This window comes from Streptomyces sp. NBC_01335, from assembly GCF_035953295.1.
Lineage (GTDB): Bacteria > Actinomycetota > Actinomycetes > Streptomycetales > Streptomycetaceae > Streptomyces.
Genome location: NZ_CP108370.1, coordinates 4,251,792 through 4,268,413 on the forward strand (window position 1 = coordinate 4,251,792; position 16,622 = coordinate 4,268,413).

13 protein-coding genes and 1 pseudogene are annotated in these 16,622 nt (G+C 71.1%); 5 read left to right on the forward strand and 9 right to left on the reverse strand.

What is annotated here, in order from left to right; translation table 11 throughout:
* The first annotated feature begins 191 nt into the window (after positions 1-191).
* Positions 192-638 (forward strand): nuclear transport factor 2 family protein, encoded by a 447-nt coding sequence (locus OG599_RS18275; protein WP_327177038.1) that lies wholly within the window; start codon positions 192-194, stop codon positions 636-638.
* 327 nt (positions 639-965) lie between these two features.
* On the opposite strand, the gene OG599_RS18280 is transcribed toward OG599_RS18275, so the two are convergent.
* Positions 966-1,760, reverse strand: coding sequence for an SGNH/GDSL hydrolase family protein (locus tag OG599_RS18280; RefSeq protein ID WP_327177039.1), 795 nt, complete (start codon positions 1,758-1,760; stop codon positions 966-968).
* 453 nt (positions 1,761-2,213) lie between these two features.
* Between OG599_RS18280 and metG the strand changes: the two genes are divergently transcribed.
* Positions 2,214-4,022 (forward strand): methionine--tRNA ligase, encoded by a 1,809-nt coding sequence (metG, locus tag OG599_RS18285; RefSeq protein ID WP_442809449.1) that lies wholly within the window; start codon positions 2,214-2,216, stop codon positions 4,020-4,022.
* 230 nt (positions 4,023-4,252) lie between these two features.
* On the opposite strand, the gene OG599_RS18290 is transcribed toward metG, so the two are convergent.
* Positions 4,253-5,491, reverse strand: a complete 1,239-nt coding sequence (locus tag OG599_RS18290; RefSeq protein ID WP_327177041.1) for a helix-turn-helix transcriptional regulator — start codon at positions 5,489-5,491, stop codon at positions 4,253-4,255.
* A gap of 129 nt (positions 5,492-5,620) precedes the next feature.
* On the opposite strand from OG599_RS18290, the gene gltX reads away from it, so the two are divergent.
* Positions 5,621-6,991: a glutamate--tRNA ligase gene (gene gltX, locus OG599_RS18295; protein WP_327180083.1), complete on the forward strand. Its 1,371-nt coding sequence runs from the start codon at positions 5,621-5,623 to the stop codon at positions 6,989-6,991.
* Positions 6,992-7,118: 127 nt separating this feature from the next.
* The gene (gene tatA / locus OG599_RS18300) at positions 7,119-7,376 is read left to right on the forward strand and encodes a Sec-independent protein translocase subunit TatA (RefSeq protein WP_327177042.1); all 258 of its coding nucleotides are present in this window, start codon (positions 7,119-7,121) and stop codon (positions 7,374-7,376) included.
* A gap of 88 nt (positions 7,377-7,464) precedes the next feature.
* Here the strand turns inward: tatA and OG599_RS18305 are convergent, their stop codons facing one another.
* Positions 7,465-7,698 (reverse strand): hypothetical protein, encoded by a 234-nt coding sequence (locus OG599_RS18305; RefSeq protein ID WP_327177043.1) that lies wholly within the window; start codon positions 7,696-7,698, stop codon positions 7,465-7,467.
* A gap of 384 nt (positions 7,699-8,082) precedes the next feature.
* On the opposite strand from OG599_RS18305, the gene OG599_RS18310 reads away from it, so the two are divergent.
* Positions 8,083-11,133, forward strand: a complete 3,051-nt coding sequence (locus OG599_RS18310) for an AfsR/SARP family transcriptional regulator (RefSeq protein WP_327177044.1) — start codon at positions 8,083-8,085, stop codon at positions 11,131-11,133.
* Positions 11,134-11,188: 55 nt separating this feature from the next.
* Here OG599_RS18310 and OG599_RS18315 read toward each other — a convergent pair whose 3' ends face one another.
* From OG599_RS18315 to OG599_RS18345, 6 genes and pseudogenes are all read right to left on the reverse strand, one after another.
* Positions 11,189-11,368, reverse strand: coding sequence for a hypothetical protein (locus OG599_RS18315; protein WP_327177045.1), 180 nt, complete (start codon positions 11,366-11,368; stop codon positions 11,189-11,191).
* A 53-nt stretch (positions 11,369-11,421) separates the two neighbouring features.
* Positions 11,422-11,760: a luciferase domain-containing protein gene (locus tag OG599_RS18320; RefSeq protein WP_327177046.1), complete on the reverse strand. Its 339-nt coding sequence runs from the start codon at positions 11,758-11,760 to the stop codon at positions 11,422-11,424.
* A gap of 202 nt (positions 11,761-11,962) precedes the next feature.
* Positions 11,963-13,158 (reverse strand): annotated as a pseudogene (locus tag OG599_RS35475) (dihydrofolate reductase family protein).
* Positions 13,155-14,138, reverse strand: coding sequence for a formylglycine-generating enzyme family protein (locus tag OG599_RS18335; protein WP_327177049.1), 984 nt, complete (start codon positions 14,136-14,138; stop codon positions 13,155-13,157). The pseudogene OG599_RS35475 and the gene OG599_RS18335 overlap by 4 nt, the downstream one beginning before the upstream one ends.
* Positions 14,139-14,223: 85 nt before the next feature.
* On the reverse strand, positions 14,224-15,930 hold the full coding sequence (locus tag OG599_RS18340; protein ID WP_327177050.1) for a WD40 repeat domain-containing protein: 1,707 nt from the start codon (positions 15,928-15,930) through the stop codon (positions 14,224-14,226).
* Positions 15,927-16,619 (reverse strand): GTP cyclohydrolase II, encoded by a 693-nt coding sequence (locus OG599_RS18345; RefSeq protein ID WP_327177051.1) that lies wholly within the window; start codon positions 16,617-16,619, stop codon positions 15,927-15,929. Before OG599_RS18345 ends, OG599_RS18340 begins: the two co-directional genes overlap by 4 nt.
* Between the last annotated feature and the right edge of the window lie 3 nt (positions 16,620-16,622).

A 16,622-nucleotide genomic window follows, 5' to 3' on the forward strand; every position in this document is an offset into this window, starting at 1 on the left:
TCCGAGGGTGTGGGCCATGGCGGACAACGGAACAGCGCGGAGCACCTCGCCGGCCCGCGCGATCGACGAGTCGCTGGAGTGGGTCCGGAGCGAGGGGGCGGTGGCGCCTGCGCGTCCTGCCCGGTAGCGCGTGCTGTGCGCCGTCTTCGCAGGTCAGCGCAATTGTCAGTGGCGGGGTTCAGACTCCTTCCATGACTGCAGAGATGAGCGCGGGCACGGTCTCGACCGCTGTTCTGCGCAAGGCCGTGGAGACGTACTGGACCGCCGCGGACGCCCGTGACTGGGAGGCCTTCGCGGCCACCCTCGACGACGACGTGGTGTACGAAGTGCCGCAGACCCGCGAGGTGGTCCGGGGCAAGGAGAGATGCGTCCGGTTCAACCGGGAGTACCCGGGCGACTGGCACGTGCGCGTCGACCGGATCGTGGCCGACCTGCCCGAGCGCCCGGCCGGAGCGGGAGAGGCCGGGCTCGGTGGCCAGGCCGCCGCACGCACGCTCTTCACCGTGGGGGAAGCGGAGTTGGACGGCATCCACTTCTTCTCGTTCGACACCAGGGGCCGCATCACCGCCGTCACCGACTTCTGGCCGGAGCCGTACGAGCCGCCGACCGGGCGTGAATACCTCGTCGAGCGCGTCTGAGGAACGACGCGGCCGACGGCTTGAGGTGGTCGAGGGCCTGACGCGGTCGAGGGCCTGACGGGGTCGAGGGCCTGACGGGGGCGACGGCTTGGCGTGCCTGAGACGGCACAGGGCCCCCGCGCCGGTCTGCGGCGCAGGGGCCCTGTGCGTGTGGGGGGTGGCGCTGTGCGGGCCGTCGGTTCGAACCGCCGCCGGTTCGGCCGTTGGCGGTTCGGGCCGTTGGTGGTGCGGGCCGTCGGCGTGTGGCGGCTGGGCCGGTTGTGGCCCTTCCCGTCGGGGGCGCGAATGGCCGGACTGGACTCCGCCTACCGTCTCCGACTCAGGTCTCTAGAGCGCCGACTTGAAGGCGGGCAGGTAGCCGCCCGACTGGCCGGCGGCCTTCGGGTGGTAGGAGTTGTAGACCGGCAGCGTGACGCTGTTGAGCCAGGGGTCGCCCGAGCAGAGCTCGTGGCCGGTGAACTCGTCCACCACGCTGGAGTAGGTGAAGCCGGCGTTGGCCGCGCGCTTGGCGATGATGGAGTTCAGCACGTCCGCACCGTTGTTGATCGCCTTCCGTGAGTTCTCACTGAGGCCCAGGATGCAGCTGCCGGAGATCTTGTAGAAGCGGGGGTAGCTCAGCACGACCACGTGCGCCGAAGGGGCCTTCGCGTGGATGGAGCCGTAGAGGGAGTCGAGGCTGCCCGGCAGGACGTTCTGCGCCTTGGTGACGGCCGCGTTCACGCTGCTGATGCAGGTGGCCTCGCTCGACAGGACGCAGGTCTGCATGACATCGGCGAAGCCGACGTCGTTGCCGCCCACCGAGATGCTGACCAGTGCGGTCGACGAGTTGAGCGCGCTCAGCTGGCTGCCGGCGACGGTCGACGTCGTCGCGCCCGAACACGCGACGAAGGCGAAGGAGGACGGGGAGTTGGCGGCGGCCCAGAGGTACGGATACGCCTTGGTCGAACGGTGGCAGTCGCCGCTGTCCGAGAGGTAACTGCCGGCGCCCACTCCGGAGGAGTAGGAGTCGCCGAGAGCGACGTAACCGCCCGTAGCGGCGGAGGCCGGCTGAGCGGCTCCCAGCGCTGCGACGGCCGCGATGGCCAGAGTGGAAAAGGATGCCCAGAATCTACGCACTGACATGGCCGGTGGCCCCTTCGGAAGGGTGGGGGGTGCGAGGGGAGTTCGTGGCGCAGACAGTTTTTAGCAGCTCGAAGTACCGACCGGTAATGGCTGTGCGAGAAGTCGTCTGATATGCCCGAATGATCGTTCGGTGGGCGTAGCTCCGCGCGTAGATAAACCCTGAACACTGGTCAAAATCGGGGCACTTGGGGGCGCAGCGCGGGTGCGTGCGCCGCCGGGGCGGGGCGGCGTCCAGCGTGCCTCCGGGAGGCGTTCGGGCGACTGTGCCCCTCTGACGCACCGCCAAAAACCACTCGCACGGGTAGGGCGCGCCCTGCCTACGATGACGCCCACCGAGGGCGCCCGCCCCGACCGCACCACCCGGGAGCTCCGCGCCATGGTCACGCTCCGTGGTGCGCCCGCGCGGTGTCCTGCTGGCCCGGCTCGTACCGGACTGAAAAGGAAGCATCCAGGATGACCCGACACCTGATCACCAGCGCCCTTCCGTACATCAACGGGATCAAGCACCTGGGCAACATGGTCGGGTCGATGCTTCCGGCCGACGTGTACGCCCGGTATCTCCGGCTGACCGGGCACGAGGTCCTCTTCATCTGCGCCACCGACGAACACGGCACCCCCGCCGAACTGGCCGCCCATGCGGCGGGCCTCCCGGTCGCCGAGTTCTGCGCGCGGGCGCACGCGGCGCAGAAGGCCGTGTACGACGGATACGCCCTCTCCTTCGACCACTTCGGCCGCAGTTCCTCGCCGCAGAACGCCGAGCTCACCCAGCACTTCGCGCGCCGCCTCAAGGAGCACGGCTTCATCGAGGAGCGCTCGGTCCGGCAGGTGTACTCACCGGTGGACGGGCGCTTCCTGCCGGACCGCTACGTGGAAGGCACCTGTCCGCACTGCGGGGACGAACGGGCGCGCGGCGACCAGTGCGAGAACTGCACGCGCGTCCTCGACCCCGCCGACCTGCTGCATCCCCGCTCGGCCATCAGCGGCTCCACCGACCTGGAGGTGCGCGAGACCCGCCATCTCTTCCTCCTCCAGTCCCGGCTCCAGCAGGAGGTCGAGGCGTGGATCGACGCCGTGGCCGGCACCTGGCCGCACCTGTCCACCTCGATCGCGCGCAAGTGGCTGACCGAAGGACTCCACGACCGGGCCATCACCCGCGACCTGGACTGGGGCGTCCCGGTACCCGCCGACACCTGGCCCGAGCTGGCGGCCGAGGGCAAGGTCTTCTACGTCTGGTTCGACGCCCCGATCGCCTACATCGGCGCCACGAAGGAATGGGCCGAAGCCTCCCCGGCGCAGGTTTCCGCGGCCGGAGGCTCGCCGGCTGCTGCCGCCGCCCCGGCCGATCCCCGTGCCTCCTTCCCCCGCCGTGACTGGCGAAGTTGGTGGTACGAGGCCGACGACACCGTCCGCTACACCCAGTTCATGGGCAAGGACAACGTCCCCTTCCACACGGTGATGTTCCCCGCCACCGAACTCGGCGTGCGCGAGCCGTGGAAGAAGGCCGACATCGTCAAGGGCTTCAACTGGCTCACCTACTACGGCGGGAAGTTCTCCACCTCCGCGCGGCGCGGCGTCTTCACCGCCGAAGCCCTGGAGGTGCTCCCCGCCGACTACTGGCGCTACTACCTCGTCGCGCACGCCCCCGAGTCCGACGATTCCTCCTTCACCTGGGAGCACTTCGCCGCCTCGGTCAACAAGGACCTCGCTGACACCCTCGGCAACTTCGTCAACCGCACGCTCTCCCTCTCCCGCAGGAAGTACGGCGACACGGTCCCGGCCGGAGGGGCCGCCGGTGAGCCGGAGGCGCGGCTCGGCGCCGAGGCCGCGCGGCTGCTCGCCGAGTACGAGGAGCACCTGTCGGGTCTCCACTACCGCAAGGCGGCGGCCGCCCTGCGGTCCCTGTGGGCGCTGGGCAACGCCTACCTCGCCGAGAAGGAGCCCTGGCGGGAGGCGAAGACCGACCCGGAGGGCGCGGCTCTCACCCTGCGTACGGCCATGAACCTCGTCCGGCTGCAGGCGATCGTCTCCGAACCCGTCGTGCCGGTCACGGCCGGTGCCCTGCGCGCGGTGTTCGCTCCGGCGGAAGGCGGGCCCGTACAGGGCGACCCGGGCGGGTGGGCCGATGCGACCTGGGTCACGGCGGACGAGGCCCGGACGCTGGACTTCCTGCCGGCCGGGACCCCCTTCACGGTGCCGCCGCTGCTCTTCTCCAAGATCACGGACGCGGACCTGGAGTCGTACCGCACCCGCTTCGGCGCCTGACCGCAGCCGTACGCACTCGCGTGTCCGCGTACACGGGAGGGGCCGGTCACGGGAACTCCCGGCGACCGGCTCGGTCCCGACCGCGTCCTGGGTGGCCGCCGACGGAAAAGTGATGCCGGACGCAGGGGCTATGGGGAGTCCCTGTGCCCGGCACCCAGATGGTTCGCCAGTCTCCGCACCCTGTACAAGCCCTGGGGCTTGGCGTGAACGCGCCAGGGCGTAAACGCGCCTCAGGAGTCGCCGTTCTCCCCCCGCGACCCTTCTGGCACCGAGGGCACCGACGGCACCGGTGCCTCGTGCTCGCCGGCCGGGGCGGGCGCGTCCTCCAGCCAGCCGTTCTGCGCCGCGTGCCACCCGAGCTGGAAACGCGTGGACGCCTTCACCTGCGCCATGAGCCTCTGGAGGCGGCGCTGCACGGTGCGATGGCCCATGCCGAGCTGGCGGGCGATGGCCGAGTCGGTGAGTCCGAGGTGCAGCAGGGCGAGGATTCTGCGGTCGGTGGGGTCGAGGAGGGTGCCGGAGGCGTCCTCGGTGACCGCGGCCGTACCGGAGGGCGGCAGGAGCGTGCCCCGCTCGAACTGCGCCTCGAAGAGCGAACTGAGGGCGACGAGCAGTCCGGTGCGGTGGACCACGAGAGCGACCTGGTCGATGTCCTCGCGCCCCGGTTCGAGAGGGAGCAGCGCGACCCGCCGGTCCACGATGACCAGCTTGAGCGGCAGCTTGTCCACCACGGAGATCTGCTGGCCCTGGGCGATGTAGGCCTCCAGCGCCGCCGGGATTCCCGGGCTCTCCAGCCAGTCGCGTTCGATGACGGACCGCAGCGCGATTCCGCGCCGCATGAGGACGCCCCCGATCTCCGAGTGGTTGTCCTCGTGGGTGATCACGGCGTGCTCCGACTGCCCGAGCGGCATCAGATTGCACACCTCGGCGGTGGCCTGCTCCTGCATCAGCAGCAGTCTGCGGCGGATCGCCGCCGCCCCCGAAAGCACCTCGACCGGGGCCCCCGACGCGTGGGCCTGGGCGGAGCGGTGCCGCTCGGCGAGGGTGGCCATCAAGGACTCGACCTGGTGCAGGGAGGACCGCCGGGACTCCAGCAGCGGGCCGAGGGCGAGTACGGGGGAGGCCGCCCGGTAACGCGGTACGCCCCCGGAGGAGGCGGAGCTCGCGAGGCCCCGCACCACCAGGGACTCCAGGGCGTCGCGGACGGCCGGGAGGGGAGCGGCCAGTTCCTTGGTCAGCAGCGCGGGCTCACTGTCGGGGCGGTCCACGAGGAGCCGGTAGAGGGCGTCCTCCAGCGGGTCGAGCCCGAGCAGGGTGAGTGGCGCGTTCTCGGTCTCCCCGGTGTCCGGCGCCCCGGACTCGTCGCCCGCCGGGCGGAACCTGGTGGCGCTCAGCGGGGACTCCGTCCGGGTGCGGGCTCGTCCATGGTCCCGCCCCCTTGCTGCCGCCCTTACATCTGTGCCAATCACGATATCTGTTGATCATCTTGCATAGGTAGCTCTGTGGACAACGGCCGCTCGGGCTCGCGGCCCGTCGGTAGGGTGGGTGCTATGTCTGATGCACCGGTCCGCGTCCGTTTCGCCCCGTCCCCCACCGGCATGTTCCATGTCGGCGGCGCCCGCTCCGCCCTCTACAACTGGGCGGTGGCGCGGCAGTCGGGCGGCACCTTCGTCCTGCGCGTCGAGGACACCGACGCCGCGCGCAACAAGCCCGAGTGGACCGACGGCATCATCAACGCCCTGGCCGCCATCGGCATCCACGAGGACGACCCCGCCTTCGAGGGCCCCTACTTCCAGTCGCACAACGCCGCCCGCCACACCGAGGCCGGACTGAGGCTGTACGACGCCGGCCGCGCGTACTACTGCGACTGCACGCGCGAGCAGCTCAAGGAGCGCACCGGCTCGGAGCACCTCGGGTACGACGGCTTCTGCCGCGACCGCGGCCTGGTCCACGAGGAGGGACGGGCGCTCCGCTTCCGTACCCCGGACGAGGGCGAGACCGTCGTGGTCGACCTGGTGCGCGGCGAGCCCGCGTTCCCGAACAGCGCCATCGAGGACTTCGTGATCGCGCGGGGCGACGGCTCACCGGTCTTCCTGATCGCCAACGTCGTGGACGACCTGGACGAGGGCGTCACCCTGGTGGTCCGGGGCGAGGAGCACCTCTCCAACACCCCGAAGCAGCAGCTGCTGTGGGAAGCGCTCGGCGCCGAACCGCCCCGCTGGGCGCACCTCCCGGTGATCGTCAACGAGAAGCGCCAGAAGCTCTCGAAGCGCCGCGACAAGGTGGCGCTGGAGGACTACCTCGCCGAGGGCTTCCTCCCCGAGGCGATGGTCAACTACCTCATGCTGCTCGGCTGGGGCCCCGGTGGCGACCGGGAGATCCTCCCCTACGAGGAGATGGAGCAGCTCTTCCGCATCGAGGACGTCAACACCTCACCGGCGTTCTTCGACGTCAAGAAGCTGACCGCCTTCAACGGCGAGTACATCCGCGCGCTCGCACCGGAGCAGTTCGCCGCGGCCTGCGCGCCGTGGCTGATCGCCCCGCACGCCCCCTGGGCCGCGGACGCCTTCGACACGGCCGTCTTCGAGGCGGCGGCCCCGCTCGCGCAGACCCGGCTGACGGTGCTGTCCGAGATCACCGCCTGCGTCGACTTCCTCTTCCTGGACGAGCCGGTCCGCGACGAGGCTTCCTGGGCCAAGGCGATGAAGCCCGGCGCCGACGCCATCCTGCGGGACGCCCGTGCCGCGCTGGCCACCACCGCGTGGCAGGCGGACGACCTGAAGTCGGCGCTGGTCGCGGTCGGTGAGCAGCACGGGCTGAAGCTGGGCAAGGCCCAGGCGCCCATCCGCGTCGCGCTCACCGGCCGTACGGTCGGACTGCCGCTCTTCGAGTCCATGGAGCTCCTCGGCCGCGAGCGGGTTCTCGGCCGACTGGACGCGGCTTCCGGAAGACTGGCCGCGCAGGCGTAAATCCAGTACGGGCGGGCCCCACCGCCGGCCCCCTCCTTCTTGTACCGTTGCGTTCAAGCAGCAACCATCTGGGCCGGGCGGGCGGCGTGCGAGCGCCCACGGCCGACACGAGGAAGGCGGGCTCGGCATGCTCCGCAATGGACTGGAACCCTGGCACGTGCTGATCCTGGCGGTCGTGGTCATCGCGCTGTTCGGATCGAAGAAGCTTCCGGAGGCCGCGCGGGCCCTCGGCAAGTCGGCGCGCATCCTGAAGAGCGAGGCGCAGGCGATGAAGAACGACCCCGCCCCCGCCCCGGCCGCCACCCAGGCCCCGGCCACAGCCGCTCAGCCCGCGCCGGCGCCCGCCGCCGCGATGGCGGCGGAGCCGGTAGCCACCGACGGCTGACGCCACGGCGCCCGCGCCCCCTGCCCCGCCGGTTCTCCGTGACCGAGGGACAGGGGGCGCTTCTGCGCGGTGCCCCGAACCTTCCGGATCAGGGGCTGGCGGGGTCGAACCCGTACGCCACGGGCTCGTCCTGCGCATAGGGGTCGCGGCGGTACACGTACAACGCGTCCACCATGAATTCGTCGCCGTCCGGGGATTCGACGCGGCAGGGACGCGTCACCTGAAGGACCGGGGGCTGGTCGGGAACCCGCATGCGAAGACCATCGGCAGGTCCTCCGGCGAGTTCGGCTGTCTCCCACATCGTCGCAGTGTGAAGATCCATGCCCACAACTTTACGGGCTGTCCCGCGCCCTTTGGTGAGCATGGAACAACCGCTACGTCTTCTTGCCGTGCAGGTCACCGCTGCCGTCGCTGCCGTCGCCCCTGCACCTGGCGCCGCTGCCGTCACGGCCTCCGCGAGCACCCGGGCCGTCTCCGGGGCGCCGTCCTCGCGGTTCGACAGCTCGGCGGGGGCCGGGACGCGTCTTGGGACCTTTCGTCTGGATCATCGCGGCTCGCGTGCCCCGGTACGGCACCTCGCGGCGTTGTCGTCCCCCGACGCCGGCACGGCAGCCCCGTACCGGTCCGCGGGGAAGCGAGGACTAAGCTCCGTAGCACGTCAGGGGCGCGACCTGCCGCTTCCAGCGAAGGACAAGAGGTGGCGGCCGTGGGGGCGAATTCCAGTGGGGTCCAGTTCCACATTCTTGGGCCACTGCGGATCGAAGTCGACGGAGAGCCGTTCCCGCTGTCCGGAACGCTGCCCGCGTGCGTCCTCGGCGTGCTGTTGCTGGAGCGTGGCCGCGTGGTGCCCTTGCACCGGCTGGTCACCGCTGTCTGGGACGACGATCCGCCGGAAACCGGTTCGCACCAGGTCCGCAAAGCGGTCTCCGTGCTCCGGAAGCGGCTGCCCGGCGGTGAGCGGCTGCTGCTCACCGAGAGCGGCGGCTATCGCGCGGTCGTGAACGAGGAACAGGTGGACGCCGGGCTGTTCACCATCCGACTCCGTCGGGCCGAGGAGGCGGAGAAGGCGGGGCTGGCCTCCAACGCCGCCGAGGAGCTGGGGGCGGCCGGGGACCTGTGGCGGGGACGGGTGCTCCAGGGGCTGGGAAGGTCCGTCCTGGAGAGCGTCTCCCTGGCATGGGAGGAGAAGCGACTCGCCGCGGCCGAGCACAGGGCCCGACTGCTGCTGGAGCTCGGGCAGTCTGCCGCGCTGGTCGGCGAGATGCGCAGTCTTGTGGAGCAGGCGCCGCTGCGGGAGGCGCTCCGGGGGTTGCTGATGCTGGCGTTGTACCGCAGCGGGCGCCAGGCCGAGGCACTGGAGGAGTTCGCGGCCATCCGTGACACGTTGGCACGCGACCTCGGCGTGTACCCGGGCCCCGAACTGCTCGCCCTGCACGAAGCGGTGCTGCGACAGAGTCCGGAACTGCACGTCCCCGCACGTCGGCACGGAACATCCGACGCACCGCCGTCGTTCGTGCCCCCGGTGCAGAGCCCGTGCACGCTCCCGTACGACGTCGCCGACTTCACCGGCCGCGAAGCCGAACTGGAACGGCTGACCTTCCTCAGCGAGCAGAGCCGAAGCGGTGGGACCCGGATCGTCCTGGTGGACGGAATGGGCGGTACGGGAAAGACGGCGCTGGCCGTTCACGCGGCGCATCTGCTGCTCGCCGACTATCCGGACGGACAGCTCTACGTCGACCTGCACGCCTACACCCCCGGGGAGGAACCCGAGAACCCCGCGTCCGTGCTGGCCGCGCTGCTACGGACCCTGGGAGTCGAGTCCAGCCGTATCCCCGAGGACATGCCGAGCCGCATCGCGCTCTGGCGGGCGGTCACCGCGCGTCGGCGCGTGCTGCTCCTCCTGGACAACGCCGCGACCGCGGAGCAAGTACGTCCTCTGATACCCGGGTCCGCGCACTGCCTGGTCCTCATCACGAGCCGCACCCGGCTGGTGGAGCTGGAGGGCGCGTCCTGGCTTCCGCTCGACCTCCTGTCGGCCGAGGACAGCGTCGAACTCGTCGCCCGCTCCGTGGACCGCGAACGTCTGGCGGCGGACCCCGGGGCGGTGGACGAACTGGTCCGGCTCTGCGGATATCTGCCGCTGGCGTTGCGTATCGCCTCCGCCCGGCTGTGTCAGCGTCCGCATTGGTCGGTACGGAAGATGGCCGATCTCCTGCGGGACGAGAGCCGTCGGATGCGGGAGCTGCGAAGCGGTGAGCTCAGCGTGGCGGCGGCGCTCACGCTGTCCTTCCGGTCGATGTCCGAAGACACGCGCACGGCCTTCCACCTGCTGGCGGCACATCCCGGGTCGAGCCTGGCGGTCGACTCGGCGGCTGCCCTGCTCGGCACCGGAGTGGACGAGGCCGGTGAGATCCTCGAACACCTGCTGGACGTCCAGCTCCTGCGCCAGCGGGACCGGGACCGCTACACCTTCCACGACCTCGTCCGCAGCTTCGCCCGCTCGCTGTCCGGCGGCGGGGACGGGGTGCCGGAGGAAACCCGTCAGGAGTCCGCCGAACGTCTGCTGCGCCACCTGTTGTGGTCCTCGGAGCACGCGTGCGGGCAACTTTTCCCGCAGCGGGCGGCCTATCCGGTGCCGCTGCCCGACCCGGCCGGTGTGCACCTGCACCGGTTCGGCGACGCGGCCGCCGCGGTGCGGTGGTTCCGTGCCGAACACTCCGTTCTGGGCGACGCCCTGAGTCTGGCCGAACGCCAGGGACTGCACGAGTACACGGTGCTGCTCGCCCGCAATCTCGTCTACTACCTGCACAACCAGGGCTACCACGAGGAGTACGCGCAGGTGTGCGCCACGGCCGTGGAGGCGGCCCGGGCCTTGGACGAGCCACTGCTGCTGGGCCTCTCGCTGACGAATCTGGCCTCTGCCTGCTGGCAACTGGACCGCTTCCGGACCGGGCGGGCCGCGCTGGGAGAGGCCCTGGAGCTGGCCCGCCGAGTGGCGGACAGCCGTGCCGAGGCGGCGGCGCTCAGCAGAATGGCGGTGTTCCAGTGGAGTCTGGGGGAACTTCCCGCAGCAGTCGCCTCCTACCAGGCAGCCGTCGCCCTCCACCGTCGGCACGACAGCGAGCGGGAGACCGCCGAGACGCTGACCAACCTGTGTGACGTCAGCGTTCTGCTGTCTCACCCGGCGCAGGCTCTGGAAGCGGGCCGGGAAGCGGCCGCGATCGCACGGCGGATCAAGGACCGGGCACTGGAGGCCGGCGCGCTGGCCGAACTCGTGCCCGCGCTCCTGGTCTCCGGAGAGCCGCACAGCGCCTCGCACCACGCGGAAGCGGCCCTGCACCTGGCCGAGGAGCTGGAGGCACCGCCCAACATCGTGCGAGCACTCCTCGCGCGTGCCACCGTGCGCCTTGCCGAGCAGGACATGGCCGGCGCCCGGGTGGACGCGGAACGTGCGCTGAATCTGACGCAGTTGCACAACTTCCGTACGCGGGAGGCGAGCGCCCTGAATCTCCTCGGCCGTGTGCGACTGGCGGGAGGCGAGGCGGCCGAGGCGCTCACCAGCCATGCGTCCGCGTGGCGGATCGCCTCCCCGATCGGCCTGCGGCTGGAGATGGCGGCCGCGTTGTCCGGGAAGGCTGCGGCCTGCTACGCGCTGAACGACCTGGCACGGGCGGCCGACCACGCGCGCGAGGCGTCCTTGCTCCGTGCTCGGATGGGCCTTCTCGCTCCGGAACCGCCCGAGATCGTGGCGTGCTGAGCCGCTGCCCCGAGCCGCGCGGTGGGAGGCGTCGCGTGCGCGCCGAGGGCCGACGTCAGCCCTGTGAGGCGTCCGCGGCCGGGACCGGGTCCGCCCCGTAAGGGCCGATCTCGGTCGCGACCACGGCGTGGTGCCGGGAGGCCGGTGAGGCGGCCTGCTCGGCGGTGTAACCGGTGACGAGAACGGCGGCCAGGAGCGCGGGGAGAACGGTCACACGCATGGAGGACTTGGTCATTTTTCTGATCCCTTTCGCGACTGTGGTCGGTGGCGATGTGAGGGATCCTGGTTTCAGCGCCTCCCTGGACGTTCCCGCTGGGTTCCCGCCGGGCGGAGGACAGTCACGTTCCCCTGACGGGGCACCGGGGTGAGCCCTCGCCTGGCGTACCAGTAGGAGGCGTGCAGGAGTTGCCAGAGGACTTCCGTCTCCGCCTCGTCCCGGGGGCCGTAGAGGAGCATCCCGCCGCCCGCCTCCGGGGGGACGGACACGCCCCAGCCGGCTGCCGCCGCCGCCGCCGTCCAGTGGTCGTCCAGGCGCACGTGCAGGCTTCCGTCGTAGGCGGGGTGGCGGTGGGCGAATTCCGTGCCCTCGAAGAAGGCCGCTGCGGGGCCGTGGGCGAAGCTGGGCATTAAGTGACTGGCGACCGAGCCCTGGTGGCAGCCCCAGGAAGCGGCGACACGGACCCCGTGGAGAGCCGCGACGCGCTCGTCCAGGGCCCGTTGGCAGTGTGCGGGGGCGGTCTGGGTGAGCTGCTGCGGAGGTTCCGTCTCGATCCGCGGTGCGGGGTCCTCGCGTGCGGGGAGCCGGATCGTCATGGGGCTGTGCCGTCCTTCACGTGAGCCCGTCGCACGGGTGGTCAGAGATGGAAGGGAGGGGGAGATGGCGATTGGCGGCGCGGGCCGCCTCCGCCAGTGACGCGTGGTACTCGACGCGTACGCCGGCCGCGCGCAACCGGTCGAGACCGGAGCAGGACGCGACGAACAAGGGAGGCTCACGCCATGCGACGACCACTCTCCCAATCCCCGCCGCGATCAGCAAATCCGCGCAGCTGACAGGGGAATTGGCGCGCTGACTGCAGGGTTCGAGCGAACAGTAGAGAGTGGCCCCGGTGAGGTCGGTGCCGGGCGGAAGCCTTCGCAGGGCGGCCTCCTCGGCATGGACCCGTGTCCCGTCCTCGCGGGAGTACCCGGTCGCCAGCACCGTGCCCCGGCTGTCGGCGACGACGGCACCCACCGAGTAGGCGGTCGGGGAGGGCGGGCAGCGGTGGGCGAGCGCGACCGCCGAGCTGAGCAGCGCGGTGTCGGCGGCCGTCAGGCGCCGCGGACCGTGCGAGGACGGATTCACCGCGTCACCTCCGTGGGCAGGGGCCGGACGAGATAGCGCAGCAGGACGGTGTCGCCGTAGGCGCGGGCCTCGGCGAGCCGCAGTCGGTGCGAGGGATACGCGCCGGGCCCCAGGAAGCGGGGGGCGGTGGGCGCACCCACGAACAGGGGGGCCACGGCGAGGTGCACCTCGTCGGCCTTGCCGGCCGTCAGGAAGGACGTGTGCACCTCCTGGCCGCCTTCCACGAGCAACTGGCCCACACCTCGCGCCCGCAGGTCCCTCAGGAGCGCGTCCACGTCGACAGCGGGCCCCGTGGGGACGACCTCCGCGAGTCCCGCGAGACGGTCCGCCAACGCGGGAGCGACCTGCGCGGGGCAGTAGACCAGTTTGTGCTGGGGGCCCTGCCACAGGGCGTGTTCGCGGCCGAGATTCCCGGAACGCGTGACCACCACGCTGGTCGGGAGAGGAGGCAGGCCGCGTGCGACACGGGAGGCGCGGCGCTCGGCGGAGACCACGCGCAACCCCGGGTCGTCCTTGCGGAGGGTGCCGGCACCGATCAGGATCGCGTCGCTCCCGGACCGTACCGCGTCGACGCGGTCGAGGTCGGCGGGGCTGGACAGGACGAGTCGTTCGGGCCTGCTGTCGTCGATGTGGCCGTCCAGGGACACGGCACAACTCAGCACGGTGTACGGGCGTTCATTCATCGCTGTCGTACTCCACCGGGAGGAAGATCCTCGGCGAGCCGGAAGCCCATCGCGTAGATGGGACGCCGGTACCAGCCGTGGCGGCGTCGCGTTCGCGCGAGGTCCCCGTAGCGGGTGAAACTGCCGCCGCGGGCCACCCGGTAGTCGTCGCCCTCAGCGCGGGTCAGGTCGTCGGCGACGGCCTCACCGCCCGGGTAGGGGCGGTAGGGGTCGCCGGTGTACTCCTCGACGTTGCCGCCCATGTCGTCCGCGCCGAAGGGGCTGCGACCGGCCGGGTGGACGCCGACGGGGGTGGTCGTCAACGGCCCCCACTCGGCGGTGTTGACCAGGCCCGGCGTGGAGGGTTCGTGATTGCCCCAGGGGTAGGCGAGGCCGTGCGGGCCGGCCGCCGCGTACTCCCATTCCGCCTCGGTGGGGAGCCGGAAGGCGCGCCCGGTGCGGCGGGTGAGCCAGGTCGCATAGGCGTCGGCGTCCTGCGGGGACACCGTCCACACCGGATGGTTGGAGAGTGCGGCGGGGTAGGCGCCGAACGTCCACGAGGAGGGCGGTGCGACGTCGGGGCGGTCGAGCAGGAAGGCGCGGTACTCGGCGTTGGTGACCGGATAGCGGCCGATCCGGAAGGCGGGCAGGGCAACCTCGTGGTCCGGGGCCTCCTTCGCGATCCACGCGCGGACCACACCCACGCTCCGCCATCGGGCCACCACCGCGTCGACCTGCTCGGCGGGAAGCCCCAGCCGGGCCTGTGCGGCCGGGACGTCGACCATGGCGGGGTCATCGGTACGGACACGGGGGTCACCGAGCAGGCCCAGCAGCGAGCCCGCCGCGAGGCGTACCGGGTAGGCGGCCCGGGGGTCCTCGGCCAGGGCGGCGAGCGCCTGGGGCGTCTCCCCCACGAGCCCGGCGCACTCCTGCCCGAGCCGCTCGTGGTCGACGCGTTCGACGTACGACGCGGGCAGCCCCATGGCGGTGCGATCGGACACGTCGTTGGGGTTGGCGACCGGGACCTGAGCGTCAGCCACCGGCCCCGGGGCCTGAGCGTCAGCCACCGGCCGTAGAACCTGGGCATCAGTCACCGGTCGTGTCCTCACCGGCCGGGACGGGGTAGACGTTGCCGTCGTAGGAGGACGCCAGGAAGCGGTTGTCCGTGGTGTCGTAGTACAGGGAGGAGATGCCGGCGGTGGTGGGCCGAGTCACGTGCGTCCACTGTCCGGTCGGGGTGTGCAGGACGGCGACCGTCCCCGCGTAGGAGCCGGTGGCCACGAGGGTGCCATCGGTGGACGCGGCGATCGACTTGATCGAGTGGTCGTGGGGAGTGGGCAGGGCTGTTGCTTCCGTACCCTTCCACAGCCGCAGCACCCGGTCCCTGCTGATGCTGGCGAAGCGCCCCTGCGGAAGGGCGGCGCAGCCGTTGGCGATCCGCGTGTGGGCTTCCTGGACGCGACCGACCTGCTGGAGGGTGCGGGTGTCGAACCAACTGGCGGAGGCGTCCGCGCACACCGCGAAGAGAGCGGTGCCGGAGACGGCGACACCCTTGACGGCGTTGCTGTGCAGCTGGATCTCGGCGACCAGTTCGAGAGGACCGCTCGCCGGCACGGCGAAGACGAGACCCTCGCCGGTGTAGGCGCCGAAGACGACGTGCGGTACACCGTTCCGCTCGAAGGCGGCGCCACAGTTGAGTGGGGAGTGGTGCTGGTGCAGGGCCTCGCCGGTGACAGCATCGAATACCTGGCCGAGTTGTCCGCCGGTGAGGACGCGGCCACCCACGTCGACGAGGAAGTTGCAGAGGCTGCCGGGGCGTCCTGCGGCCTCGCCGTCGGCCCACACCTGTCCGGCGTCGCCGACTGTCAGGACGGGGCCGTTCGCCGGGCGAATCACGGCGTTCACGCAGTGCGTGCCCTGGACCCCGGACAGGTCCCAGGTGCTCGTGCTGAGGTCGTACGTGGCGTACGTGGAGCCGAAGGTCGCGAAAGCGAGAGTGTCCGGACCGGTGAACGCGCAGGAACGGGCCCATATCTCCGCGGGGAACTCCGCACTGTGCCGCAACCGGGGGCCGGCTTCCGTCAGATCCCAGACGCGCAGCGTGCGGTCGTAGCTCAGGCTGACGAGAGAGCCGGTCGCCGCGTGGGCGACCAGGCGCTTGATGCCCGCCGCGTGGGCCGGGAAGTGCTCGACCGCCTCACCGCTGATACGGATGATCGCGCCGTCGTCGTTGCCCGCGTACACGGTGCCGTCCGGAGTGATGGCGATCGTGTCGGTCTCGACTCCGTCGAGATCGATGTCGGCGGTCATGCCACCCGTGGCCGGCGACCAGCGCTTGATGGTGCCGTCGTCACTGGAAGAGAGCAGTTCACCGGTGGCGGGAAGCCACTCGACCGAGATGACGTCGGCGGTGTGCCCTTCGAAACGGTGCAGCAGGGTCCCGGAGAGGTCGAAGACCCGTACGACGTGGTCACGGCAGGCCGTGGCGATCAGCGGCTCCTCCGGGTGGAAGACGGCCATTTCGACGTCGTCCTTGTGGTCGGCGAGCACCGCGCGCAGCTGGAGGTCCGGCACGGACCACAGACGCGCGGTGTAGTCACTGGAGCCCGTCACCAGAAGGGTGCCGTCGGGAGAGAACGCGACCTGGTTGGCGAGGTGGTCGTGATGGGCCCGGGCCAGCGGGGTGTGCCCGACCGCGTCCCACAGGATCACCTGGTTGTCGTATCCGGCGGTGGCGACCAGACGACCGGCGAAGGCGGCGACGCCGCTGATGGGGCCGTTGTGCTTGATCACGCGGACTTCTCCTCCAACTGGATGGTGTGCAGGGTCTTCTCCGCTTTCGCGGAGAGATAGACGATGTTGTGGGCGGTGGCGAAGACCCCCGTGGGCACGGTGTTCCTGACACGGATTCCGAGGCGGGTCAGCTCGCCGACCTTCTTGGGGTTGTTCGTCAGCAGGTCGACCTCTTCGTGGCCCAGAGCGCGGAGCATCTGAGCGGCCGCCGTGTAGTCCCGCAGGTCCTCGCCGAGGCCCAGGGCACGGTTGGCCTCGTAGGTGTCGAGCCCACCGTCCTGGAGCCGGTAGGCGTCGATCTTGTTGTACAGACCGATGCCGCGGCCCTCCTGGCGCAGGTAGAGGAGCACGCCGCCGACCTCGGTGATCCGTTCGACCGCCTCCTGCAGCTGCGGCCCGCAGTCACAGCGGGCGGAGGCGAACACGTCGCCCGTCAGGCATTCCGAGTGCAGGCGGACGAGGGGGACGTCGCGGTCCGGGCCGAGTTCCAGGGCCAGGTGCTCCTGACCGTCGACGAGCCCCTCGAACGTCACCATCTGCGAGGTCGCTTCCAGGCCGGTACTCGCACCGAGCGGAACCCGGACTCTGGTCCGCACCTGGGCAGCTCGCCCCCGGGCGGGCTCGGTGTTCGTGGTCTGCCGCGGGCCCGGCGTGCGGCAGGTGTGTTCGGTGAGAGCGGGAGAGGGCATGCC